Origin of the sequence: Flavobacterium sp. ov086 (assembly GCF_900187965.1) — a bacterium.
GTDB lineage: Bacteria > Bacteroidota > Bacteroidia > Flavobacteriales > Flavobacteriaceae > Flavobacterium.
Genome location: NZ_FZNL01000023.1, coordinates 90,271 through 111,920 on the forward strand (window position 1 = coordinate 90,271; position 21,650 = coordinate 111,920).

Sequence of the window (21,650 nt, forward strand, 5' to 3'; positions counted from 1 at the left end):
CTTATGAATGTTAATCAATTTCCGGATAGAATTATTGAAATCGACCAGGAACAGTATCTGTATTTTGGCGGAACGGCTTATTTAGGATTACCAACAAATAAGGCTTTTCAGGAATTGGTTATCAAAAATATTCAGACTTGGGGAACGACTTACGGAAGTTCCAGAAGTGCTAATATAAAACTTACTGCTTTTGAAAATGGCGAAACTTTTTTATCCAAATACACAAAAGCAGAAAGTACCGTTACCGTTTCCTCCGGAATGCTGGCTGGAAAATTGGTAATTGAGCAATTGAAAAAACAAACAGATTTGTTCTTTCATTTTCCAGACAATCATCCTGCTATTCAAGTAGACAATAGTTTACCTGTATTTATAAACGATAAAATAAACCCACGATTATTAGATTCTAAAATTGAGAAAATTACCATTTTGACCGATGCGGTTACTGGTTTTCAAACTCAGGCAATTGATTTATCAATATTGAAGGAAATTCCAAATCATAAAGAAATCACTTTAGTCATTGATGAATCTCATTCTCTTGGAATTTTAGGCAATAATGGCTGCGGAATTTATTCGGAAATCAATCTTCCTATAAAGAGAAAAATTATGGTTTCTTCTTTGGGAAAGGCTTTTGGTTTAACTGGTGGAGTAATTGCAAGTGACGCTTCTTTTATCAATCAAATGCATCATTTAAGCACTTTTGTATCTGCTGCCGGAATGAATCCCGCTTTCGTGCAAACATTGGCTGATGCTACCGATATTTATAAAACACAACATCAAAAACTGCTCGAGAATCTAAATTATATTGATACGATATTAACTAAAAACGATGCTGTCAAATTCAACAAAACGTATCCTTTAATTTATTTAAAAGATGGGAATCTTATCGAAATATTGAAAGCAAATAAAATCATTATTGCCAGTTTTAAATATCAAGAACACGCAGAAAATCTAAACCGAATTGTAATTACTGCTAATCATATCAAAGAAGATTTAGATAAGCTAATAAGTGTTTTAAACGATCATAGTTGAGATAAGAAGTGAAAAAAGTTAGCCACGAATTTCACGAATTTTCACGAATTAAATTTTAAACCCAACGCAATTAGTGAAAATTCGTGAAATTCGTGGCAAAAAAACTTCCGCCAGTTCAATAAATTGTATTCAAATTAGTTTTAAAACGTACCTTTGTAAAAAATTAAACGATGACGAACAACGATATCCTAAAAAAACTTCGCGTGGCTTTGATGCTCCGTGACGACCAAATAGTTGAAATTTTAGAATTAGTAGATTTTAGAATTACAAAATCAGAATTGGGAGCTTTTTTTAGAGCCGAAGATCATGAAAATTACATGGAATGCGGTGATCAGGTTTTGCGTAATTTCTTAAACGGATTAGTAATTCATTTAAGAGGAACGAAAGAAAATCCTAAAAACCCGAATGATGTTTTGGCTAAGCATAAAGCTGAAATTCCTAAAAAAGACAATACCAAAGAAAGACCTGAATTCAAAGCAAGCGCTAAAGATTCTGAAAGAGGAAGAGGTGATAAAGCACCTTCTAAATCTGGTCCGGCAGCTGGAAAACCTAAAAAGAAAGAATTCCCTAAAGGAAATGGAAAAACATCTGTTGTAGAAAAAGTAGTTTACAAAAACGGGAAAAATAAAAAATAATTTACCGCACTGCAAAAGTTTTACCGCAAAGTACGCTAAGGTTTTTTCCTTAGATTGCGCTTAGAAAACAGAAAGTTCGCAAAGCTATAATGATAAAGCTTTGCGAACTTTGCGTTTGTATAAAACCTTAATAAATAAAAAAATTGCGTTCTTTACAGTTAAAATGAATTCCAAAAAAATCCAAATTTAAATCAGACCAAATCTATTATGAAGCAACTACTTTTTATCACTCTTTTCTTTTTATCAATAAATGCTAAAAGTCAAAATCACATAAAAGACCAAATTATTGGAAGCTGGAAAGTAGAAAATTCTACTATAAAATCTACTGATAAAAATATGTTAGAAATGGCAAGATCTTTCAAAAATGCAATATTTTCATTTAGAGAAAACCGTGATTTTATTGTTACGTCTAAAGAAAAAAACAGGGTAATAAATATGTTAATTTCAAGTTTAAATAATGAAAAATGGCTTTTTGACGAAAGAGACAAAAAATTTAAAATTGGTACAGACAAAGATCATTATACAATTATGTCAATTGCTGTAAGAGTTGAAAACAATAAGGCTTATTTCAAAATTGATGAAGCGGAATTAAATCTCGAATTAGTAAAAATATAAATCTTTATCTAGATTTTATTCTGATCAATTCTTTCAAAAAAGGCATCTTTAAAAGTTGCTCCAATTGGTAGTTCTTTTGCATTTATAAAAACTAAAAAACTATCTGTTGATTCAATTTGTTTTAATGCAATTACATACGATTTATGAATTTGGATAAAATCTTTTTCAGGCAATGATTCTATTACATTTTTTAGAGAAGAATGCGTAATAATCTGCTGTTTTAAAGTATGAATACAAACGTAATTCTGAAGACTTTCGACATATAAAATCTCATCCAAAAACAACTTCTGGAACTTATTTTTACCATCTGTTTTAACGAATATAAAATCAGACGAATTATCATTTGATGAAATCTCTGCTCTGGGTTCAGATTTTAATTTAGAAACTGCCTGATAAAAACGTTCGAACGAAATTGGTTTTAGCAAATAATCAATCGCATTCAATTCAAAACCTTCTAATGCAAAATCAGGATAAGCCGTTGTAAAAATGACTTTTACATCTTTAGAAATAATTCTTGAAAGTTGCAATCCTGTTAATTGCGGCATCTGAATATCCAGAAAAATCAGATCTACTTTATTCGAATTTAGAAATTCCAAAGCTTTTAATGAATCATTAAAAATTCCAACTTCTTCGAGAAAAGATACTTTCTCTACATAGCTTTTTAAAACTCGCGTTGCTGGCGGTTCATCATCAACAATAATACACTTAAACTTCATATTATTTATTTAAAGGAATTTTCAAATACGTTTTAAAGGTATTATTTTCTGCTGTTTTTTCAAGCTTAAATTTAGATTCATAGGTATATTCCAATCTTTTAGTTAAATTCTCAAATCCAATTCCGGTTGAAGAATAATGTTCGCCATTAGCAATATAATTAAAAGTCGAAATTTCCAGAAAGTCTTCTGTTATATGTATCGAAATAACTGCTTTTTGCTCCGGATTATTCAATTTTCCATGTTTGAAAACATTTTCTATAAAATGAATTAATGCCGATGATAAAATCTTTTCTTCTGCATAATTTCCTTCAACAGAAAAATCGAGATAAAGCTGATCTTCAAATCTTTTTTTCTGTAAATGAATATAGTTTTCTATAAACTGAATTTCTTTAGAAAGTATCGCTTCGTCCTTCTCAGTTTCTGTGATCACGTAACGCAATAAATCAGACAATACTAAAATATCTGAAGCCATTTCGTCATCTTTCAAAATCAATTGACTGTAGAACGAATTTAAAGTATTAAATAAAAAATGCGGGCTTACCTGTGATTTAAGCATTTGAAGTTGCGCTTTTTTATTTTCTAATAACAAATCCTGATTTTGCTTATAAGCATTCTGAAATTGCCAGAATAAATAACTCAAAGCACTTAAAATTATAGACGGTAATCCGAAGAAAAAATTATCCCGAATATAATATCCAATTTTACGTGTTTCCTCACCATAGTTATGAATTCCGGTAATTTTAAACACAACTACTTCCTGCAAAAAATAACGTACTCCTGCAAAAATTAATAATGAAACAGGAACACTCAAAAAATAAAATAATATCCTTTTTTTATTTAAAAACCAGTCACAAAACGTGTAAAAATTTAAAAGATAAACGACAAAAATGGACAGAACAAAACCTGTATTAAAAAAGAAATACATTCTACTGAAAACAGAATCTAATTTTCGATTACTCACGCCAATATCCCAGAGATAAAAGGTAAAAAACAATCCTAAGAAAAGAAGAATATGATAATAAAAGGGAATTTTTAGCTTCATAATATGTTGTTGTTATTTCAAAAATACAACTATGACTTTACATGAATACTCTATTTATATGAAACTTCATTTTTTAATGATGAACTATGAAAAACTTTACACGTAAAATTTGAATGAAGAATTTCAAGTGTTTGTCAAACGGAATATAGTCTTTGTCAAAAACGGAAAAAACGCTTCTAATCTGCCTGTACATTTGCAATGAATTTAAACACAAAATCACCATGCAAAAAATTATTTTATTACTAGTGCTTATTACATTTAATCTATCATCTGCTCAAACAAAAAAGAAACAAATATTATTATTTGGAAGTTTCCATTTTGAAAATCCCGGACTTGATGTTGCTAAAGTAAACACCTTTAATGTTATGTCAGACAAGAGTCAGAAAGAATTGGAAAACATTACTGATAAAATTAAAAAATTTGGTCCTGATAAAATTTTCATAGAATGGAATTATCAGAAACAGGATAAATTAGACAAATTCTACAATAAAAATACAGATAGCTTACTAAAGAAAGATTCAGACGAAATAGTACAAATAGCATTAAGATCAGCTAAAAAATTAGGTCATAAAAAGTTATATGCAATTGATTATAATGATACTGATTTTCCATATGATAGTTTGGTAAATGGAATGAAAGCAGCCAATCAGTTTGATTTAATCAAGAAGAATGAAGAAACAATGAAACATTATGAAACAGATTTCAATACAAAAATTACAAAGTATTCTTTGACCCAATTACTTTTGGATGTTAATAAACAAGATATTAGCTGGTATCTTCAAACAGCGATTAAAGGTGGAAAAACAGATAATTTTGTTGGTGCTTATTTAGTTTCAGAATGGTACCGAAGAAACCTTTATATGTATGCTTTGATTCAGAAACTGACAGAAAGTAAAGATGACAAAATAATGGTTTTATTGGGAGCAGGACACACAGCCATGATTAGAGAATTTGTAGAACATAATCCTGACTTTGAAATTGTAGAATTGGCGACTGTTTTGAAATAGTAGAAAATTTAACCGCAAAGGGCGCGAAGGTTTTATCCTGGTTTATGCTCACAAACGCAAAGTTCGCAAAGCTGTAATTGATAAAGCTTTGCGAACTTTGCGTTTGTATAAAGTCATATAAGTAAAAAATCTTAGCGCCCTTTGCGGTTAAATTAGGCTCAAAAAAAATCCCTCCGATGATCGGAGGGATTTTATATATTAATGAAAAGATGCACTGCTGTGCTTCTCTACAATATGTATTATTAAGATAATGCAGCTTTAACTTGGTCAGCAGCTTCTTGAAATTGAACAGCTGATAAGATTGGCATACCTGAATTGTCAATTAATTCTTTTGCAATTTCAGCATTTGTTCCTTGCAAACGAACGATAATTGGCACTTTAATAGCATCACCCATATTTTTGTAAGCATCAACAACTCCTTGCGCCACACGGTCACAACGAACGATTCCACCAAAAATATTGATCAAAATTGCTTTTACGTTTGGATCTTTTAAGATAATACGGAAAGCAGTTTCAACACGTTTTGCATCAGCAGTTCCACCAACGTCTAAGAAGTTAGCAGGCTCAAAACCAGCATATTTAATTAAATCCATAGTTGCCATTGCAAGACCCGCTCCGTTTACCATACATCCTACAGTACCGTCAAGATCTACATAGTTCAAACCTACTTCTTTAGCTTCAACCTCGATTGGATTCTCCTCACGGATATCTCTCATCTCAGCATATTTTGGTTGTCTGTATAAAGCGTTATCGTCGATATTAACTTTAGCATCAACAGCTAAAATTTTGTTATCAGATGTTTTTAAAACCGGGTTGATTTCAAACATAGAAGCATCAGAACCAATGTAAGCATTGTATAACGAATCGATGAATTTGACCATTTCTTTAAAAGCATTTCCAGAAAGACCTAAGTTAAAGGCAATTCTTCTTGCTTGAAAACCTTGTAATCCAACATTAGGATCAACTTCTTCAGTGAAGATTAAGTGTGGAGTATGCTCAGCAACTTCTTCAATATCCATTCCACCTTCAGTAGAATACATGATCATGTTACGTCCTGTACCTCTATTCAATAAAACAGAAACATAAAATTCAGAAGTTTCGCTTTCACCAGGATAGTAAACATCTTCGGCAACCAAAATTTTGTTTACTTTTTTACCCTCAGCAGAAGTTTGAGGAGTAATCAATTGCATTCCGATGATTTGTTCAGCAATTTCTTCAACTTGTTGCAAGTTTTTAGCCAACTTCACTCCACCACCTTTTCCACGTCCACCTGCGTGAATTTGTGCTTTTATCACATGCCATCCTGTACCAGTTTCGGCAGTTAATTGTTTTGCAGCAGCCACAGCTTCAACCGCATTATTAGCCACAATTCCGCGTTGAATGCGTACTCCGTAACTTGCTAAAATTTCTTTTCCTTGATATTCGTGTATGTTCATAATATAGAATTTGTCTGGTTCTGAATTTATTTCAGAATAAAAGTGCGACAAAAGTAGCAAAATTCAACTTAAAAGTAAAATCTTTTTCAATTAAAAAACGAGTGAGATATCCATAAAGCGTTTATTGATTTTTAATGCGAAGAAAAGGTTAACAAAACGATTTGTTAATATTAACTCAAAACCACTAAAACGTTTGATATTTAACAAAAACATGACCGTATTCATTAGCCTTGCGGCGATTTTTCTTAATATATTCCAATCTGCTTTATGATTTTGGCAATTCGCAATGCTTAATATAATATTATTATCAATTAAGAAGCGTTTTTCTAATATTACGATAAAAATGTAAGTCAAATTATAATTTCAATACATTATGTTTAACGAAATCTTTATTTTTGTAGAAAAAATATCAAGAATGAAAGTTAAAGAACAAGGGCTTTATTTGCCTGAATTTGAACACGACAATTGTGGTGCAGGATTTATTTGTAATTTGAATGGTATTAAATCAAACGATATTATTCACAAAGCATTGGATATCTTAATAAAATTGGAACATCGTGGTGCCGTTAGTTCTGATGGAAGAACTGGAGACGGGGCTGGAATTTTATTCGATATCCCACACGCTTTTTTTAAAAAAGTATGTGATTTTGAAATCCCTGAAACGCGTGAGTATGCAGTAGGAATGGTTTTTTTACCAAAAAGTAAAAACCAGGTTTCTTTTTGCATGAACGCTTTCGAATCGACTATCAAAGATCAAAATTTAAAGATCTTAGGTTGGAGAGATGTACCTGTTGAAGCTGAAAATTTAGGGCAGATTGCCGCAGAAAAAGAACCAACAGTTAAACAAGTTTTTGTTAGCAAAAACGGTCAGGATTTAACTGAACAAGAATTTAATGCAAAACTTTTTGCAGCTAGAAAAATTGCTGAACATGCCGTAAGAGGATCAAAAACCTCTGAAAGTCACATGTTTTATTTCTCTAGTTTATCGACAACTACCATAATATATAAAGGTCTATTGATGCCGGAAGACATCAGCCGTTATTATGTTGACTTAAAAGATCCAGATTTAGTGACTCGTTTGGCGTTAGTTCACCAACGTTTCTCTACAAATACTTTCCCTTCATGGGAGCTAGCTCAACCGTTTAGGTACATGTGTCATAATGGTGAGATCAATACACTTCGTGGAAACGTTAGCCGTATGCGTGCTCGTGAAGAGCTTATGCAAAGCAAGGTTTTTGGCGATGATATCAAAAAACTATTCCCAATTATCTTAGAAGGAAAATCAGATTCTGCTTCTATGGATATGGTTGTAGAACTTTTATTAATGACAGGCCGTTCATTACCTGAAGCGATGATGATGGTAGTTCCTGAAGCTTGGGAAAAACACCAGACAATGTCTGAGGAGAAAAAAGCATTCTACGAGTTCAACGCTTGTATTATGGAACCTTGGGATGGTCCTGCTTCTATTCCGTTTACAGATGGTAACGTAATTGGTGCCTTACTAGACAGAAATGGTTTGCGTCCTTCTCGTTATACCTTAACAAAAAGCGGATTCGTAATCATGTCATCAGAAATTGGTGTATTGGATATCGATCCTGAAGATGTAATTCAGCACGGACGTTTAGAGCCAGGGAAAATGTTCTTGGTTGATATGAACGAAGGTCGTATTATTGAAGACGAAGAAGTTAAAAAAGCAATTGTTACCAAACGTCCGTACAAAGAATGGATCGATGCTAATTTGTTGCCTTTATCTAAAATTCCATATACCAATAATCCTACTCCGGTTGAGAAACTTGATTTCTTAACAAGACAACGTTTATTTGGTTATACGATTGAAGATTTAAAAACCATCATTAACCCAATGGGAGGTCAGGGAGCTGAAGCAATCAGTTCTATGGGTAACGATACGCCTTTGGCTGTTTTATCAGACCAACCACAGTTGTTGTACAACTATTTCAAACAATTATTTGCTCAGGTTACCAATCCTCCTTTGGATGGTATTCGTGAAGAAATCATTACTGATATCAGTTTAGCAATTGGGGGAGATTTCAATATTTTTGAAATTGAATCTAAACAATGTAAAAAACTAAAAATTCAGAACCCTGTTATTTCTAACGAGGATTTAGATAAAATAAGAAACATTGATCACGTAGATTTCAAATCGGCTACCATTTCTACTTTATACAAAATAGAAAAAGGAGTTAATGGTTTAGAGCGTGCGCTTGAAAAATGTGTTCAGGCAACTTTTAAAGCAGTTTCTGAAGGATGTAACATTATTATCCTTTCTGATAGAGGTGTAAGCGAAGAATTAGCTCCAATTCCTATGTTATTGGCTTGTTCTTACATTCACCACTCTTTGAATATCTTGCAAGTTCGTTCTAAATTCGGAATCATAATCGAATCTGCAGAACCTCGCGAACCGCATCACTTTGCTTTATTGTTTGGATATGGCGCAAGTGCGATCAATCCATACATGGTAAACGAAATCATTTACGATCAGGTAGCACAAGGATTCATCACAGGCGTAAAAGCTGATTATGCAGTTGTAAATTACAACAAAGCGATCGCAAAAGGAATCGTTAAAATCATGAACAAAATTGGTATCTCTACTTTACATTCGTACAGAGCTGCTCAGATTTTCGAGATTTTAGGTTTAAACAAAACATTTACTTCTAAATATTTCCCTTACACACCTTCAAGAATCGAAGGAATTGGTTTGATCGAAGTAGAAAAAGAAGTGAAGAAACGTTTCCAAAAAGCATTTCCAAATTCAAAAGTGGCCAACTTGCTTCCTTTAGAAATTGGAGGTATTTACAGATGGAGACGTGGTGGAGAAAAACACATGTTTAATCCAACAACTATTTCTAAATTACAACAGGCAGTTCGTTTAAACAGTCCTGAAAGTTATAAAGAATACTCTAATATGGTTAACGAGCAAAGCTCAAATTTAATGACTATTAGAGGAATGTTTGAATTCAATAATTTAGATCCGATTTCTATTGATGAAGTAGAACCTTGGACCGAAATTGTGAAGAAATTCAAAACGGGTGCGATGTCTTACGGATCTATCAGTAGAGAAGCACACGAGAATCTTGCGATTGCAATGAACAGAATTGGCGGAAAAAGTAACTCTGGAGAAGGTGGAGAAGATCCAAAACGTTTCCAGAAAGAAATTAACGGAGATTCTAGAAATAGTGCCATCAAACAAGTTGCATCTGGACGTTTTGGTGTTTCGATCAACTATTTGACAAACGCTAAAGAAATTCAGATTAAAATGGCTCAAGGGGCAAAACCTGGTGAAGGTGGACAGCTTCCTGGAGAAAAAGTAGTGCCTTGGATTGCCGAAACCAGAAACTCTACACCTTATGTAGGTTTGATTTCGCCTCCGCCTCACCACGATATTTATTCTATTGAGGATTTGTCTCAGTTGATTTATGATTTGAAAAATGCGAATCGTGAAGCGCGTATCAACGTAAAATTAGTTTCTGAAGTTGGAGTTGGAACTATTGCTGCCGGTGTTGCCAAAGCAAAAGCTGACGTTATCCTAATTTCTGGTTATGATGGAGGAACTGGTGCTGCACCACTTACTTCATTACAACACACAGGAATTCCGTGGGAACTTGGTTTAGCAGAAGCACAACAAACTTTGATCTTAAATGATTTAAGAAGCCGTGTAGTTCTGGAATGTGACGGACAATTGAAAACAGGTCGTGATGTAGCTATCGCTGCATTGTTAGGAGCCGAAGAGTTTGGTTTTGCAACTGCTCCTCTTGTAGCTTCTGGCTGTATTATGATGAGAGCTTGTCACTTAAATACTTGTCCGGTTGGTATTGCAACTCAGGATCCTGAATTAAGAAAAAATTTCAAAGGAACTCCAGAGCACGTAATCAACTTCATGTATTTTATTGCCGAAGAATTAAGAGAAATCATGGCACAATTAGGTTTCAGAACCTTAAAAGAAATGGTAGGTCAATCACAAAAATTAAATGTGAATAAAGCGATCAAACATTACAAAGCCAATGGTTTAGATTTATCATCAATTCTATACAAACCGGAAAAAGCGAAAACTGTACCAAATCACAATACAACTGAACAAGATCACGATTTAGAAAACGTATTGGATTTTGCGATTATCAAAGAAGCGATTCCGTCTATTTATAGAAAAGAAAAAACAAGAGTTACGTTTAAAATTAAAAATACAGACCGTTCTGTAGGTGCCATTTTGAGTAATGAAATCTCAAAAATATATGGCGCACAAGGTTTACCTGACGACACTATTTTAGTTGATTTTGAAGGTTCTGCCGGACAAAGTTTTGGTGCATTTGCAACAAACGGATTGTCGTTTAAGATTCACGGAAACTGTAATGATTACTTAGGAAAAGGTCTTTCAGGAGGAAAATTGATTATCAAAGTCCCTCCTACTGCAACCTTCAAACCTGAAGAGAACATCATTATTGGTAACGTTGCCCTTTACGGAGCTATTACCGGAGAGGCTTATATTAATGGAATGGCCGGTGAGCGTTTTTGTGTGAGAAATTCTGGAGCAACAGCAGTTGTTGAAGGAATTGGAGATCACGGATGCGAGTACATGACTGGTGGTACAGTCGTTGTTTTAGGAAAAACAGGAAGAAACTTCGCAGCTGGTATGAGCGGTGGTGTAGCTTATGTGTATGATCCAAATCAAAAATTCGATTCAACTTTATGTAACATGGAAATGGTTGCATTTGATCCGATGGAAGAGGAAGACGTTACAAAACTAAAACGATTGATCAAAAACCATTCATTGTATACCAGCAGTCCATTAGCAAAAAGAATTTTAGCAGACTGGGAAAATGAACAAAACAATTTCGTAAAAGTGATGCCAACTGATTACAAAAAAGCATTACAACGAATTGCAGAAGAGAAATCCCCCCAGCCCCCAAAGGGGGAGCTTGTGGAAGAACTTGCAAACAATTAAAATAGTAAAAAAATAAATAATTTCATTCCCATTTTAGCTTCCCCTCCTTTGGAGGGGACTGAGGGGAGGATAAATTTTAAGTCATGGGTAAAATAGGCGGATTTAAAGAATATAACAGAGCCGACGAAAGTAATTTAGCAGTTGCAGAACGTGTTTCGAACTACAACGAATTTACTATTCCGTTAGCAAAAGATAAAATAAAAGAACAAGGTTCGAGATGTATGGATTGTGGAATTCCTTTTTGTCACAGTTCTTGTCCATTAGGAAATTTAATTCCTGATTTCAACGACATGGTGCATCAGGAAGAATGGCAAAGTGCATTAGAGATATTACAATCTACGAATAACTTTCCTGAATTTACAGGTCGCTTATGCCCTGCTCCATGTGAGAAATCATGTGTATTAGGAATCATTAAAGAACCGGTTGCAATCGAAAACATCGAGAAAAACATTATCGAAAGAGGTTTTGCCGAAGGATGGATTAAACCACAGCCACCAAAAAAGAGAACAGGAAAAACTGTTGCCGTTATTGGTTCAGGTCCTGCAGGTTTAGCAGCAGCTCAACAATTAAACAGAGCCGGTCACACGGTAACTGTTTTTGAAAGAGACAATGCTATTGGAGGTTTATTACGTTACGGAATTCCGAATTTCAAATTAGAAAAAGGAATCATCGACAGACGTGTTGCAATCCTTGAAGCTGAAGGAATCACTTTTAAAACTGATGTAAATGTTGGTGTAAACTTTAGTGTTGAAGAACTAAATACTTTTGATTCTATCGTATTATGTGGTGGAGCAACAGAAAGAAGAAGTTTGCCAACTAAAGGAATCGAAAGCAAAGGTGTTGTTCAGGCAATGGATTTCTTGACACAACAAACTAAAGTTTTATATGGAGAGTCAATTCCAGATCAAATTAAAGCTACTGGAAAAGATGTAATCGTAATTGGTGGTGGAGATACAGGTTCAGATTGTATTGGAACTTCAAACAGACATGGAGCAAAATCAGTAACTAACTTTGAGATTTTACCAAAACCTCCCGTTGGAAGAAGCGAGTCTACTCCTTGGCCTTTCTGGCCATTGCAGTTAAAAACTTCGTCTTCTCACGAAGAAGGTTGCGACAGAAACTGGTTAATCAATACTAAAGAATTCATCGCGAATGATAAAGGAGAATTAACAGGATTAAAAACCGTTGAGGTTCAATGGAAAATGACTCCTGGTCAACGTCCTGAATTAATCGAAAAAGAAGGATCAGAGAAAATCTGGCCTTGCGATTTAGCTTTATTAGCTTTAGGATTTACAGGTCCCGAGAAAACTTTAAGCGAGCAATTAGGTCTTGAAGTTGACATGAGAAGCAACTATAAAGCAAAAAATTATCAAACGAATGTTCCGCATATTTTCACCGCTGGTGATATGCGAAGAGGACAATCGTTAATTGTATGGGCTATTTCAGAAGGTCGCGAAGCAGCAAGAGAAGTAGATTTGTTCTTAATGGGCTCTACCAACTTGCCAACCAAAGGAAACGGAGACTTACCGAGTCTTTAGTTTTTGAGTTACTAAGATACTAAGTTGCTAAGGTTCTAAGTTTTTCTTACTTCCTTCATCTTAAAAAAACTTAAAAGATCAAAAATTATCAGGTAGTCTTTAAACCTTATAACACACAACTAACAGAAGCCCCTGAATTAATTCAGGGGCTTTTTTTTCGCCACGAATTTCACGACTTTTCTCTAATTTTTATTGTTAGAGTTTTACTATGCGCAAGTTTAATTAGAGAAAATTCGTGACCCGAGCGATAGCGAACAGGCGAAGCAAATTCGTGGCGAAAAATATAAATAATCTGCGCTAATCCTTTAACCTGTGAAAAAATCTTAGTACCTTAGAACCTCAGCAACTTAGAACCTAAAGAGAATTTTACAAAAATTCGAAATAAACCACTTTTTGTTTAAAAACAAACAATTTGTTATAATTTGTTATTTTTCTACAAAAAATTTGTGGTTACTCAAAAGAATAATAAATTTGTCCAAAATAGTTTAAAAAATGCAAGCAAAAGATTTACTGCAGTTAGCAGACCAATTTGGAAGTCCATTATATGTTTATGATGCCGAAAAAATCCAATCTCAGTACAATAGGTTAACTAAAGCTTTCTCTAAGGTAGAAAACTTGAGAGTTAATTACGCCATGAAGGCATTGTCAAATGTTGCGATTCTTCAGTTACTAAAGAACATGGGGTCTGGCTTAGATACTGTATCAATTCAAGAAGTTTTATTGGGACTTCATGCTGGCTATGATCCTGACAAAATCTTTTTTACACCAAACGGAGTTTCTCTTGAAGAAATCGAAGAGGTTGCCGCAATGGGTGTACAAATCAATATTGACAACTTATCTATTCTGGAGCAATTCGGAACAAAATATCCACAAATTCCGGTATGTATTCGTATCAATCCACACGTAATGGCGGGAGGAAATGCTAATATTTCGGTAGGACATATCGATAGTAAATTTGGAATTTCGGTACATCAAATACCGCATATCTTGCGAATTGTAGAGAATACAAAAATGAGCATCGTTGGAATTCACATGCACACAGGATCTGATATTCTTGATATCGAGGTATTCTTGTATGCTGCCGAAATCTTGTTTGATACAGCAAAACACTTCAAAGATCTTGAATTTTTAGATTTCGGAAGCGGATTTAAAGTTCCTTACAAAAAAGACGATATCGAAACAGATATTGAAGAATTAGGTAAAAAATTATCAAAAAGATTCAATGCTTTCTGTACAGAATACGGTAAAGATTTAACGTTGATTTTCGAACCAGGAAAATTCCTGGTGAGCGAAGCAGGTTTCTTCTTAGCAAAAGTAAACGTAGTAAAACAAACAACCTCCACAGTTTTCGCCGGGATTGACAGTGGTTTCAACCACTTAATTCGCCCAATGTTTTACGGTTCACAACATTATATTGAAAACATTTCTAATCCAAAAGGAAAAGAGCGTTTTTACTCTGTTGTAGGATACATTTGCGAAACAGATACATTTGCCAACAACCGCAAGATTTCGGAAATTACCGAAGGTGATATTCTTGCTTTCAGAAACGCTGGAGCATACTGTTTCTCCATGTCTTCGAACTACAATTCAAGATACAAACCAGCTGAGGTTTTATGGAAAGACGGACAAGGAATCTTAATTCGTCAACACGAAACATTCGAAGATTTGCTTAAAAATCAAATTCCGTTGCCACAAGAAGTTGCTGCAACAGTTTAAAATAAAAAAAAAGAGAATATCTATTGAATCCCGTTTCTTAATTGAGACGGGATTTTTTTATTGTAGATTTCTGAGTTTAGATTTTAGATTCCGGATTGTCAGGCTACAAAATCTTAGAATCCACAAGGTCTACCACCACGTTCGTCATTTCAGAAATGATAAGATTGTGGATAATTGGGGTTTAAAACCTGAAACTTATTTTTATGGCGTCTCCCGCCGAAAAAAACGGGCCGGGCTTTCGGCTATATTTTTTGTTCCGTTTCACTTCACAAAAGGATACCGCCTCTATCCCTGACGCACTCACAACTCAAATATATTTTAGGGAATCAAATAACAGAACGAACCTATTGCCAATCTATTTGAGATATGAAAACCATTTATCTTCCATAGCCTTATCTAAGTCTATATTGTGATAATTCGCAAACAATAAAATTTGCCCAAAAACATCGGCTAATTCATTCGAGATATTCTTTTTTAATTCTTCTTTTGTTAAATTCCTATCCCTTCCTCTAAGTGTATACGAAAGATAATTTTGCGTCAATTCCCCTACTTCTTCATGCAGTTTTAAAATATACCAATCTTCATCTCTTTTTATATTACAGTTTTTTTCATACTGATCAGATACCATTACCACTTTTTCTGTTAGAGTTTTTAAATCCATTATATTCTAATTTGTGTTTAATTATTTCCTTCCTTTTTTCAATAATAAGAAAATATGCTATTGTTTTCCAAGATACAAACTATTTTATTTTTTTATAGAAAAAATCGCACAAAAAAAACAATGTTCAATACTTTGAAAAAAGAATCTTAATTCGTCAACACGAAACATTCGAAGATTTGCTTAAAAATCAAATTCCGTTGCCACAAGAAGTTGCTGCAACAGTTTAAAATAAAAAAAAAAGAGAATATCTATTGTAAAAATCCCGTTTCTTATGAAGCATGATTTTTTTTACTACAACAAAAATTCAGAAAATCTATTGAATTTTTCTAAAAAAAACAATTCAAAAGGATCCTAAAAAATGGTTTCCGTAATTGTGTCTTTCTTTGCAAAATCAATCTTATTTTTTTATAATTTCGTTTTAAACTGTCAGAAAAAACACAAGTTACTTTTACACAACTAATTATAATACAGAATTTTGACTTCATTTTTTTGAATAAATTCATAATCTTAAAAACTTAAATATGAAATACAAACAATTAGGAAATTCTGGCTTAATTGTATCTGAGCTTTGCCTTGGAACAATGACGTTTGGACAAGGAGAACATTTTGGATTTCAATCCACAATAGACGAAAAAAAAGCAGCCGAGCTAGTCGATAGTGCTATTGATAATGGCATTAACTTTTTTGATACCGCAGACGGCTACGGAAATGGACAAAGTGAAATTATTCTTGGAAAGGTTTTAAACAAAAAACGAAAAGATGTATTAATTACCACCAAGTTATCTTTTAGAACCGGAGAACAGGCATTTAATGCTGGCGTAAATTCTAAACATATCATTGAGCAATGCCACAATAGTCTAAAAAATTTGCAAACTGATTACCTTGATGTTTTGTTACTCCATAATGATGATCCCATTACCCCAATTGATGAAACTTTGAAAGCTTTAGAAAACTTAGTTCAGCAAGGCAAAGTTCGATATATTGGATTTTCTAATTATCAAGCCTGGAAAGCAGCTGCCATGACACAGCGACAAAAAGACCTGCATTACAGCCCATTTGTAGCATCACAAATGCACTACTCCATTTTGAATCGAGAGGTTGAACGTGAAACAATCCCCATGAGTTTGCATTATGGAATAGGAATGATGGTTTGGTCACCTTTAAGCAGTGGCTTTTTAACCGGAAAATATACAAGAGACAATCCAACTCCTAAAGACAGCCGACTGAACAACTTTGACCTTGGACTTTTTGATAGAGAACTTGGATATACTGTTATTGACAAATTAACCGAAATTGCAAAACGTCATAATACCACCGTTACAGCGATTTCTTTAAGTTGGCTATTAACAAAAAAAGTAGTTTCTTCTGTTATTATTGGCGTTAGCAAAACCGAGCAGCTAAAAGAAAATCTAGCCTGTCAGGAAATTCAACTGAACGAAAAAGAGATCAGTGAAATTGACGAACTAACAAAATTAGAACCAAAATATCCAGCAACATTTATTAATCTTCAAGATCCTGTTTTATTGAATGCGAAAACAAAATAACTACAATCTTTAGAATTGGAATTTGGAATTTAGAAAAATTGAATTTTAATCATTTGGGCGTCTCCCGCCGAAAAAAGGCGGGTCGGGCTTTCGGCTATATCTTTTGCTTCGTTCCACTTCACAAAAGGATAACGCCTCGATCCCTGACGCAAAAACGTTTTCATAATAAAAGACAGTTCCTTTGATAATTTATAAGAAAAAAATGAATATTTTAGCTTGATATAGAAGAACTAAATTATAACATTAGTCAATTAGAAAGAATTTGGAAAAAATGAAAAATAAAAATAAATTGACAATTTTTAAAAGCATTCTAAAAGCAAAAAAATTATGCAAGTATTCTTTCTTAATGCTTTTTTTTGTTACTAGTTATGCATCAGCAATCCCACCAAATTTTACTACTAAGGAAATAAAATTTGTTAGCGAAGGAAATTCACTCGCAGGAACTATTTTTACACCAAACAACATACAGGCAGCCGTTGTGATTATTCATGGATCAGGACAAGAAAAGAGAATGACAAAATTTGCTACACTCCTGGCCAACAACGGAATTGCAGTTTTAACCTATGACAAACGCGGCGTTGGAGAATCTAGCGGTCTATATGCCGGACCTGAAGTAGGAACTAACAATGTTGATTTCTCAAACCTAAATCTTTTGTCTCTGGACGCTAGTGCCGCTGTAAATGCTTTATCTAAATCTTTGTCTAATAATAAAATACAAATAGGTTTAATAGGAGGTAGTCAAGCTGGATGGATAATTCCATTGACTGCAGAGAAAAATAAGAAAGTCAAATTTATGACTATATTTAGCGGAGCACTTATAACGGTTAAAGAACAATTGAGATTCCAATTTTATACCAATGGAGATAAAAAATTTTGGGAGACACATACAGAAGAAGATGCCAGAAAACATGTATTCAATGACCCGGATAAATATGAGTTTACGGATACAAATCCCAATGATATTCTTTCTAAATTATCGATTCCTGGACTCTGGATTTATGGAGGCAAAGACATTCAGGTTCCTGTGAATCTATCCATAGAAAATCTTAATAAATTAAAGGGTAAAGGAAAAAATTATGAGCACAAATTGTTTCCAAACCTGGGGCATAATACAGCATTTTCAGACTCCGAAGAGCCTATGAATGATGCAATTAACTGGATGAAAAATATCGCTAAATTAAAGAATCAAAAGTAAAATTTTGTATTTCCTATGATTTTCTTCGCCTGTTCGGTATCACTCGGTAAGCATCTCATAAAATCAATTATAGAGCATTTTGTTCTTAAAATTAAATCAAAATTTCTAGTGAATGAAAATCTGAAAATGAAAATAACAAAAATTATAATCTTTACTTTTTTATTTTCTCTTTTAAGTTGTAAAAACGACAATAAAAATGCAATTGGTGACAATCAGAAATATGTAAAATTACTTTGGAGAAATAAACAATTTGAATGGATACCAACTTCTTTAGTTGCTAAAAACAAAATGTTATATTTCGGAAATTTAAATCGGGATTTTTATGCTATAAATTTAGAAAATGCAAAAGTAAAGTTCAAAATAAAAACGGATTATAATCCTTTTCAAAAACCATTAATAAGTGATCAAAATCTGCTTTTAACAGAATACGGAAATGAATTAATTCATCTTGATAAAACCGGGAAGTTAAAATGGAAAATAAATAGTGAAACAAATTTAAAAACTGATTTATCTCAATATGAAAATTATATTTATGGTTCGGTTCTGGGAAATGGATTTAGCAAACTAAACAAAACAGACGGAAAAGTAATTTGGTTTTTACCTGAAAATTCAATTATTACAGAAACAAATAAACCTGCGTTTTTTAAAAATAATATTTATTTAGGTTTATCAGAACATACTGCTAATCTATTAGCCATTAATACCGAAAACGGCGAAATTATTTGGAAAAATGAATACAAAAATTTCTCAAAAATCACACAATTTAAAACAGAAAATGGGCTTTTAGTTTGTCTAAACAAAGATTTAAAAAGCGGAAAAATTCTGATGTTAAATGATAAAAGCAGAAATGAAATTTGGTCAAAATCTCTAAATTGCGATTTGTATTATGAACCTTGTATTATAAACGGAAACGTTATTTTAAGCACATATGACAACAAAATAGTTTCTTTGAATATCGAAAACGGAAAAAAAAATTGGACATTAGATTTAAAAGAAGATGCAGCAGAAACTACTATTATAAGTTTTAAAGAAAATCTATATTTTGGAACTATGAACAGAAATCTATATTCGATAAACTACAAAACCGGGAAAACAAATTTCATTCAGCCCTTTAATTATGGTATATTGAATCCAATTGTTGACAATAATAAAATTTATTTTCCAACAGGCGGAAGCGAAATATGGCTTCTTAAATAAAGTCTAATTTCAAAAAGAATATTAAAACGAATACAAAGTCAAGAAATTTTACATTGCAATTATAAATCGAAAATAAAATAAAAATGTTAGGAAATTGGGGCGGTTACTATAAGTTTGAAAATGAAAGAATACAAAAAGCAATGGGTTTTGAAAAAACCAATTTCGATATTACAATTGAACAATTTGATGGCATTAATTTTAACGGAATTGTAAATGATGATATCAAAACCGGCGGAATGAAAGAAACAGGAAGAGTTACAGGGAAAATTATAAAAAACAAAGTTTCGTTCATAAAACAAATGCCAAAACGTATTCAGATAAATCCAAATGGAGAAAGAATAAGTCTCGAAGGAAAACATCCAACATTATATTATTCCGGAACTTTATCTGATAATAAAACGGAAATTATTGGAACCTGGAAATTTAAACGAAAAATTGCTTTTTTATTTGGTATTATTCCTATTCTTTATCGTCCCGGAAATGGGAGTTGGAAAATGGAATTAAACACTATTTAAAAAGAGTAAATACAAATTGATTAAAAAATTAAAATGAACTTCGAGGTACTTGATATAAGAAGAATAGACGATACCGGAAATTTCAAACTAAACGAAGATTATATTCTGTCTTATGATCATTCTGATGGTTGGAGCGAACGATTGTTAAGTTTAGGAATCTATATTGATTTGATTTTTGAGTGCAAAGTACAGATACGTTTTTACACCACAAATTTTGACAAATTTGAAAAACAATTTGAATGCGAAATACCTTCTGAGATTAAAAATATCATTTCAGAAATAGTAAATCTAGATCTTTTAACTTTAAAATATCATTATGCCGATATCTTTATGGAAGATATGAGTAAGCAGCATTATGCTATTAATCATTCCGGTAAATCGCACAATATTGGAATTGGAACTTTGCTAAAAAATCCCCAACCCGAAAACTCATCCGAAGAATTGTTTGTAACTTTAATTGCTCTTTTTGAAGAATGGAGGGAAGAAATTTATCAGGATTGTTTAAAAAAATATCATACCGAATAACCCGCGCACTAGTTGAGACATTTAAAATATCTTATGAAAGAAATTCCTTTTTATAATCCCCGCTCTGCATTCTATGATAAAAAACAAATAAATAAGGTTAAAATTCAAGATGCAAATTTATAAGTATTGATATAAGGAGTTTCTCTATTTATAACAGCGAAAACTCTGCTTATAAGTTTGCATCTAATATTATTTAAAACCAACATTGAGTTTTTACCATCCGCTTTTTTCTTATTGTAATATTCTTTTAATTGAGGGTCATATTTTAATGTTGTCATAGCGCACATTTGCAATAATGACTTCATTTTTTTATCTGCCATATGATTTACTCTCGTCCTTCCTTTTACACTGGAACCCGAACTATATTCAAAAGGAGCAACACCTGAATAACAGGCAAATTGTCTCCAATTTTTAAATGCCGTAAATCCTTTTGTAGCAATTATCAAATACACACTAGTTTGTTCCCCCAACCCTGGAATTGATTTAATAAGTTGAGCTTGTTTGCTTAATTGCTCGTTTGATTTTATTACTTCTTTGATTTTTAATTCGATTTTACTTATTGAATTTTTAATAGATTTGACTAACGATTGATTGACCTGAGATACTTCTTTGAAAATTATTTTATCAGTAAAAGCTTTGCTTTCCTTAGTCGTTTGTATAAGCAATAGGGCTTTTAGTATTTTTTCTCTCTCTGTGTAAAGGATTTTTAATTTCTGAATATCTCTACTTGATAAAGTAAATAGTTTTAATTTATCTATGTTTCTATAGCTGTAATAAGAAATATCTTTAGCATCAGTTTTGTCATTTTTTCCTCTTGAAATTCCTTTAGATTTTTTTATTTCAATAGCGGGAACAATCCATAAATCTAAATTAAGTTTTACTATAACACTTGATAAATGATTAGTATAAACACCTGTGTTCTCGCAACAAAAAAGAGTACATTCTTTATCAACTTTTCTATCCAGTTTTTTAATAAAAATAGAAATACTCTTAATATTGTTTTCTATGATAAAATGCTCTGATTTAAGAGTTAAAGCGTCAAGAATATTAATGTCTAATTTAGCTTTTGATACATCGATACCAACATAAAATAAATACTTTTTCATAACTTTGAATTTAAGATGAATAAAAATGTTGAACTTCTTTAGAGCCTTTATTAGACCGTCATGTCTATCATTCTATTTGAAGCAATTCAACGAGATTCAAGGAGAAGGCAGAGGACTAATGCACAGCATGGTTCTTAACTAGCGAAGTCTAAAGTTCACCTCTGCTTTCCTTTGAATAAAATTAAAGTTTTTTATCTAATCCAAAGTAAAGGCGAA

Annotated in this window: 17 protein-coding genes; 12 read left to right on the forward strand and 5 right to left on the reverse strand. The window is 32.7% G+C overall.

Translation table 11 applies throughout. The annotated features are described in order from the left end of the window. Positions 1–3 precede the first annotated feature (3 nt). The 3 genes from CHB81_RS21410 (at position 4) to CHB81_RS21420 (ending at position 2,279) form a co-directional block, all read left to right on the forward strand. Positions 4–1,029: an aminotransferase class I/II-fold pyridoxal phosphate-dependent enzyme gene (locus tag CHB81_RS21410; protein ID WP_089353874.1), complete on the forward strand. Its 1,026-nt coding sequence runs from the start codon at positions 4–6 to the stop codon at positions 1,027–1,029. Positions 1,030–1,199: 170 nt separating this feature from the next. Then, positions 1,200–1,664 (forward strand): DUF1456 family protein, encoded by a 465-nt coding sequence (locus CHB81_RS21415; protein ID WP_089353875.1) that lies wholly within the window; start codon positions 1,200–1,202, stop codon positions 1,662–1,664. 207 nt (positions 1,665–1,871) lie between these two features. After that, positions 1,872–2,279 carry a hypothetical protein gene (locus tag CHB81_RS21420; protein WP_089353876.1) on the forward strand — a complete coding sequence of 136 codons (408 nt, stop codon included), beginning with the start codon at positions 1,872–1,874 and terminating at the stop codon, positions 2,277–2,279. A gap of 8 nt (positions 2,280–2,287) precedes the next feature. On the opposite strand, the gene CHB81_RS21425 is transcribed toward CHB81_RS21420, so the two are convergent. Both CHB81_RS21425 and CHB81_RS21430 read right to left on the reverse strand, forming a co-directional pair. Continuing rightward, positions 2,288–2,995 (reverse strand): LytTR family DNA-binding domain-containing protein, encoded by a 708-nt coding sequence (locus CHB81_RS21425; protein ID WP_089353877.1) that lies wholly within the window; start codon positions 2,993–2,995, stop codon positions 2,288–2,290. 1 nt (position 2,996) lies between these two features. Next, positions 2,997–4,037 (reverse strand): sensor histidine kinase, encoded by a 1,041-nt coding sequence (locus CHB81_RS21430; protein ID WP_089353878.1) that lies wholly within the window; start codon positions 4,035–4,037, stop codon positions 2,997–2,999. 221 nt (positions 4,038–4,258) lie between these two features. Between CHB81_RS21430 and CHB81_RS21435 the strand changes: the two genes are divergently transcribed. Then, on the forward strand, positions 4,259–5,044 hold the full coding sequence (locus CHB81_RS21435; protein ID WP_089353879.1) for a DUF5694 domain-containing protein: 786 nt from the start codon (positions 4,259–4,261) through the stop codon (positions 5,042–5,044). A gap of 242 nt (positions 5,045–5,286) precedes the next feature. On the opposite strand, the gene sucC is transcribed toward CHB81_RS21435, so the two are convergent. Further along, complete coding sequence (gene sucC / locus CHB81_RS21440) at positions 5,287–6,480, reverse strand: ADP-forming succinate--CoA ligase subunit beta (protein WP_089353895.1); 1,194 nt, start codon at positions 6,478–6,480, stop codon at positions 5,287–5,289. 415 nt (positions 6,481–6,895) lie between these two features. Here sucC and gltB point away from each other — a divergent pair, with 415 nt between their 5' ends. The 3 genes from gltB to lysA all read left to right on the forward strand — a co-directional run bounded on the left by gltB (position 6,896) and on the right by lysA (position 14,691). After that, on the forward strand, positions 6,896–11,437 hold the full coding sequence (gltB, locus tag CHB81_RS21445; protein ID WP_089353880.1) for a glutamate synthase large subunit: 4,542 nt from the start codon (positions 6,896–6,898) through the stop codon (positions 11,435–11,437). A gap of 83 nt (positions 11,438–11,520) precedes the next feature. Continuing rightward, a complete protein-coding gene (locus CHB81_RS21450; protein WP_089353881.1) occupies positions 11,521–12,975 on the forward strand; it encodes a glutamate synthase subunit beta in 1,455 nt (484 codons plus the stop codon). 492 nt (positions 12,976–13,467) lie between these two features. Beyond that, positions 13,468–14,691, forward strand: a complete 1,224-nt coding sequence (gene lysA, locus CHB81_RS21455) for a diaminopimelate decarboxylase (RefSeq protein WP_089353882.1) — start codon at positions 13,468–13,470, stop codon at positions 14,689–14,691. A gap of 355 nt (positions 14,692–15,046) precedes the next feature. Here lysA and CHB81_RS21460 read toward each other — a convergent pair whose 3' ends face one another. Next, positions 15,047–15,352, reverse strand: a complete 306-nt coding sequence (locus tag CHB81_RS21460; RefSeq protein WP_217899737.1) for a MazG nucleotide pyrophosphohydrolase domain-containing protein — start codon at positions 15,350–15,352, stop codon at positions 15,047–15,049. Between the two features lie 521 nt (positions 15,353–15,873). On the opposite strand from CHB81_RS21460, the gene CHB81_RS21465 reads away from it, so the two are divergent. From CHB81_RS21465 to CHB81_RS21485, 5 genes are all read left to right on the forward strand, one after another. Continuing rightward, positions 15,874–16,896 carry an aldo/keto reductase gene (locus CHB81_RS21465; protein WP_089353883.1) on the forward strand — a complete coding sequence of 341 codons (1,023 nt, stop codon included), beginning with the start codon at positions 15,874–15,876 and terminating at the stop codon, positions 16,894–16,896. Between the two features lie 271 nt (positions 16,897–17,167). Beyond that, complete coding sequence (locus CHB81_RS21470) at positions 17,168–18,091, forward strand: S9 family peptidase (protein WP_089353884.1); 924 nt, start codon at positions 17,168–17,170, stop codon at positions 18,089–18,091. 126 nt (positions 18,092–18,217) lie between these two features. Continuing rightward, positions 18,218–19,288, forward strand: a complete 1,071-nt coding sequence (locus tag CHB81_RS21475) for a PQQ-binding-like beta-propeller repeat protein (protein ID WP_176427565.1) — start codon at positions 18,218–18,220, stop codon at positions 19,286–19,288. Between the two features lie 83 nt (positions 19,289–19,371). Further along, positions 19,372–19,803: a hypothetical protein gene (locus CHB81_RS21480; protein WP_089353886.1), complete on the forward strand. Its 432-nt coding sequence runs from the start codon at positions 19,372–19,374 to the stop codon at positions 19,801–19,803. A 33-nt stretch (positions 19,804–19,836) separates the two neighbouring features. Continuing rightward, positions 19,837–20,328, forward strand: a complete 492-nt coding sequence (locus CHB81_RS21485) for a hypothetical protein (RefSeq protein WP_089353887.1) — start codon at positions 19,837–19,839, stop codon at positions 20,326–20,328. Between the two features lie 104 nt (positions 20,329–20,432). Here the strand turns inward: CHB81_RS21485 and CHB81_RS21490 are convergent, their stop codons facing one another. Beyond that, positions 20,433–21,434 carry a transposase gene (locus CHB81_RS21490; RefSeq protein ID WP_089353376.1) on the reverse strand — a complete coding sequence of 334 codons (1,002 nt, stop codon included), beginning with the start codon at positions 21,432–21,434 and terminating at the stop codon, positions 20,433–20,435. Positions 21,435–21,650 lie beyond the last annotated feature (216 nt).

Bases quoted from the DNA above. Each gene is read 5' to 3' on its own strand.
- sucC (WP_089353895.1), bottom strand. From the start codon at position 6,480: ATGAACATACACGAATATCAAGGAAAAGAAATTTTAGCAAGTTACGGA.
- CHB81_RS21470 (WP_089353884.1), top strand. From the start codon at position 17,168: ATGAAAAATAAAAATAAATTGACAATTTTTAAAAGCATTCTAAAAGCA.
- CHB81_RS21490 (WP_089353376.1), bottom strand. From the start codon at position 21,434: ATGAAAAAGTATTTATTTTATGTTGGTATCGATGTATCAAAAGCTAAA.
- CHB81_RS21475 (WP_176427565.1), top strand. From the start codon at position 18,218: ATGAAAATAACAAAAATTATAATCTTTACTTTTTTATTTTCTCTTTTA.
- CHB81_RS21485 (WP_089353887.1), top strand. From the start codon at position 19,837: ATGAACTTCGAGGTACTTGATATAAGAAGAATAGACGATACCGGAAAT.
- CHB81_RS21435 (WP_089353879.1), top strand. From the start codon at position 4,259: ATGCAAAAAATTATTTTATTACTAGTGCTTATTACATTTAATCTATCA.
- CHB81_RS21425 (WP_089353877.1), bottom strand. From the start codon at position 2,995: ATGAAGTTTAAGTGTATTATTGTTGATGATGAACCGCCAGCAACGCGA.
- CHB81_RS21410 (WP_089353874.1), top strand. From the start codon at position 4: ATGAATGTTAATCAATTTCCGGATAGAATTATTGAAATCGACCAGGAA.
- gltB (WP_089353880.1), top strand. From the start codon at position 6,896: ATGAAAGTTAAAGAACAAGGGCTTTATTTGCCTGAATTTGAACACGAC.
- CHB81_RS21465 (WP_089353883.1), top strand. From the start codon at position 15,874: ATGAAATACAAACAATTAGGAAATTCTGGCTTAATTGTATCTGAGCTT.
- lysA (WP_089353882.1), top strand. From the start codon at position 13,468: ATGCAAGCAAAAGATTTACTGCAGTTAGCAGACCAATTTGGAAGTCCA.
- CHB81_RS21415 (WP_089353875.1), top strand. From the start codon at position 1,200: ATGACGAACAACGATATCCTAAAAAAACTTCGCGTGGCTTTGATGCTC.
- CHB81_RS21460 (WP_217899737.1), bottom strand. From the start codon at position 15,352: ATGGATTTAAAAACTCTAACAGAAAAAGTGGTAATGGTATCTGATCAG.
- CHB81_RS21430 (WP_089353878.1), bottom strand. From the start codon at position 4,037: ATGAAGCTAAAAATTCCCTTTTATTATCATATTCTTCTTTTCTTAGGA.
- CHB81_RS21450 (WP_089353881.1), top strand. From the start codon at position 11,521: ATGGGTAAAATAGGCGGATTTAAAGAATATAACAGAGCCGACGAAAGT.
- CHB81_RS21480 (WP_089353886.1), top strand. From the start codon at position 19,372: ATGTTAGGAAATTGGGGCGGTTACTATAAGTTTGAAAATGAAAGAATA.
- CHB81_RS21420 (WP_089353876.1), top strand. From the start codon at position 1,872: ATGAAGCAACTACTTTTTATCACTCTTTTCTTTTTATCAATAAATGCT.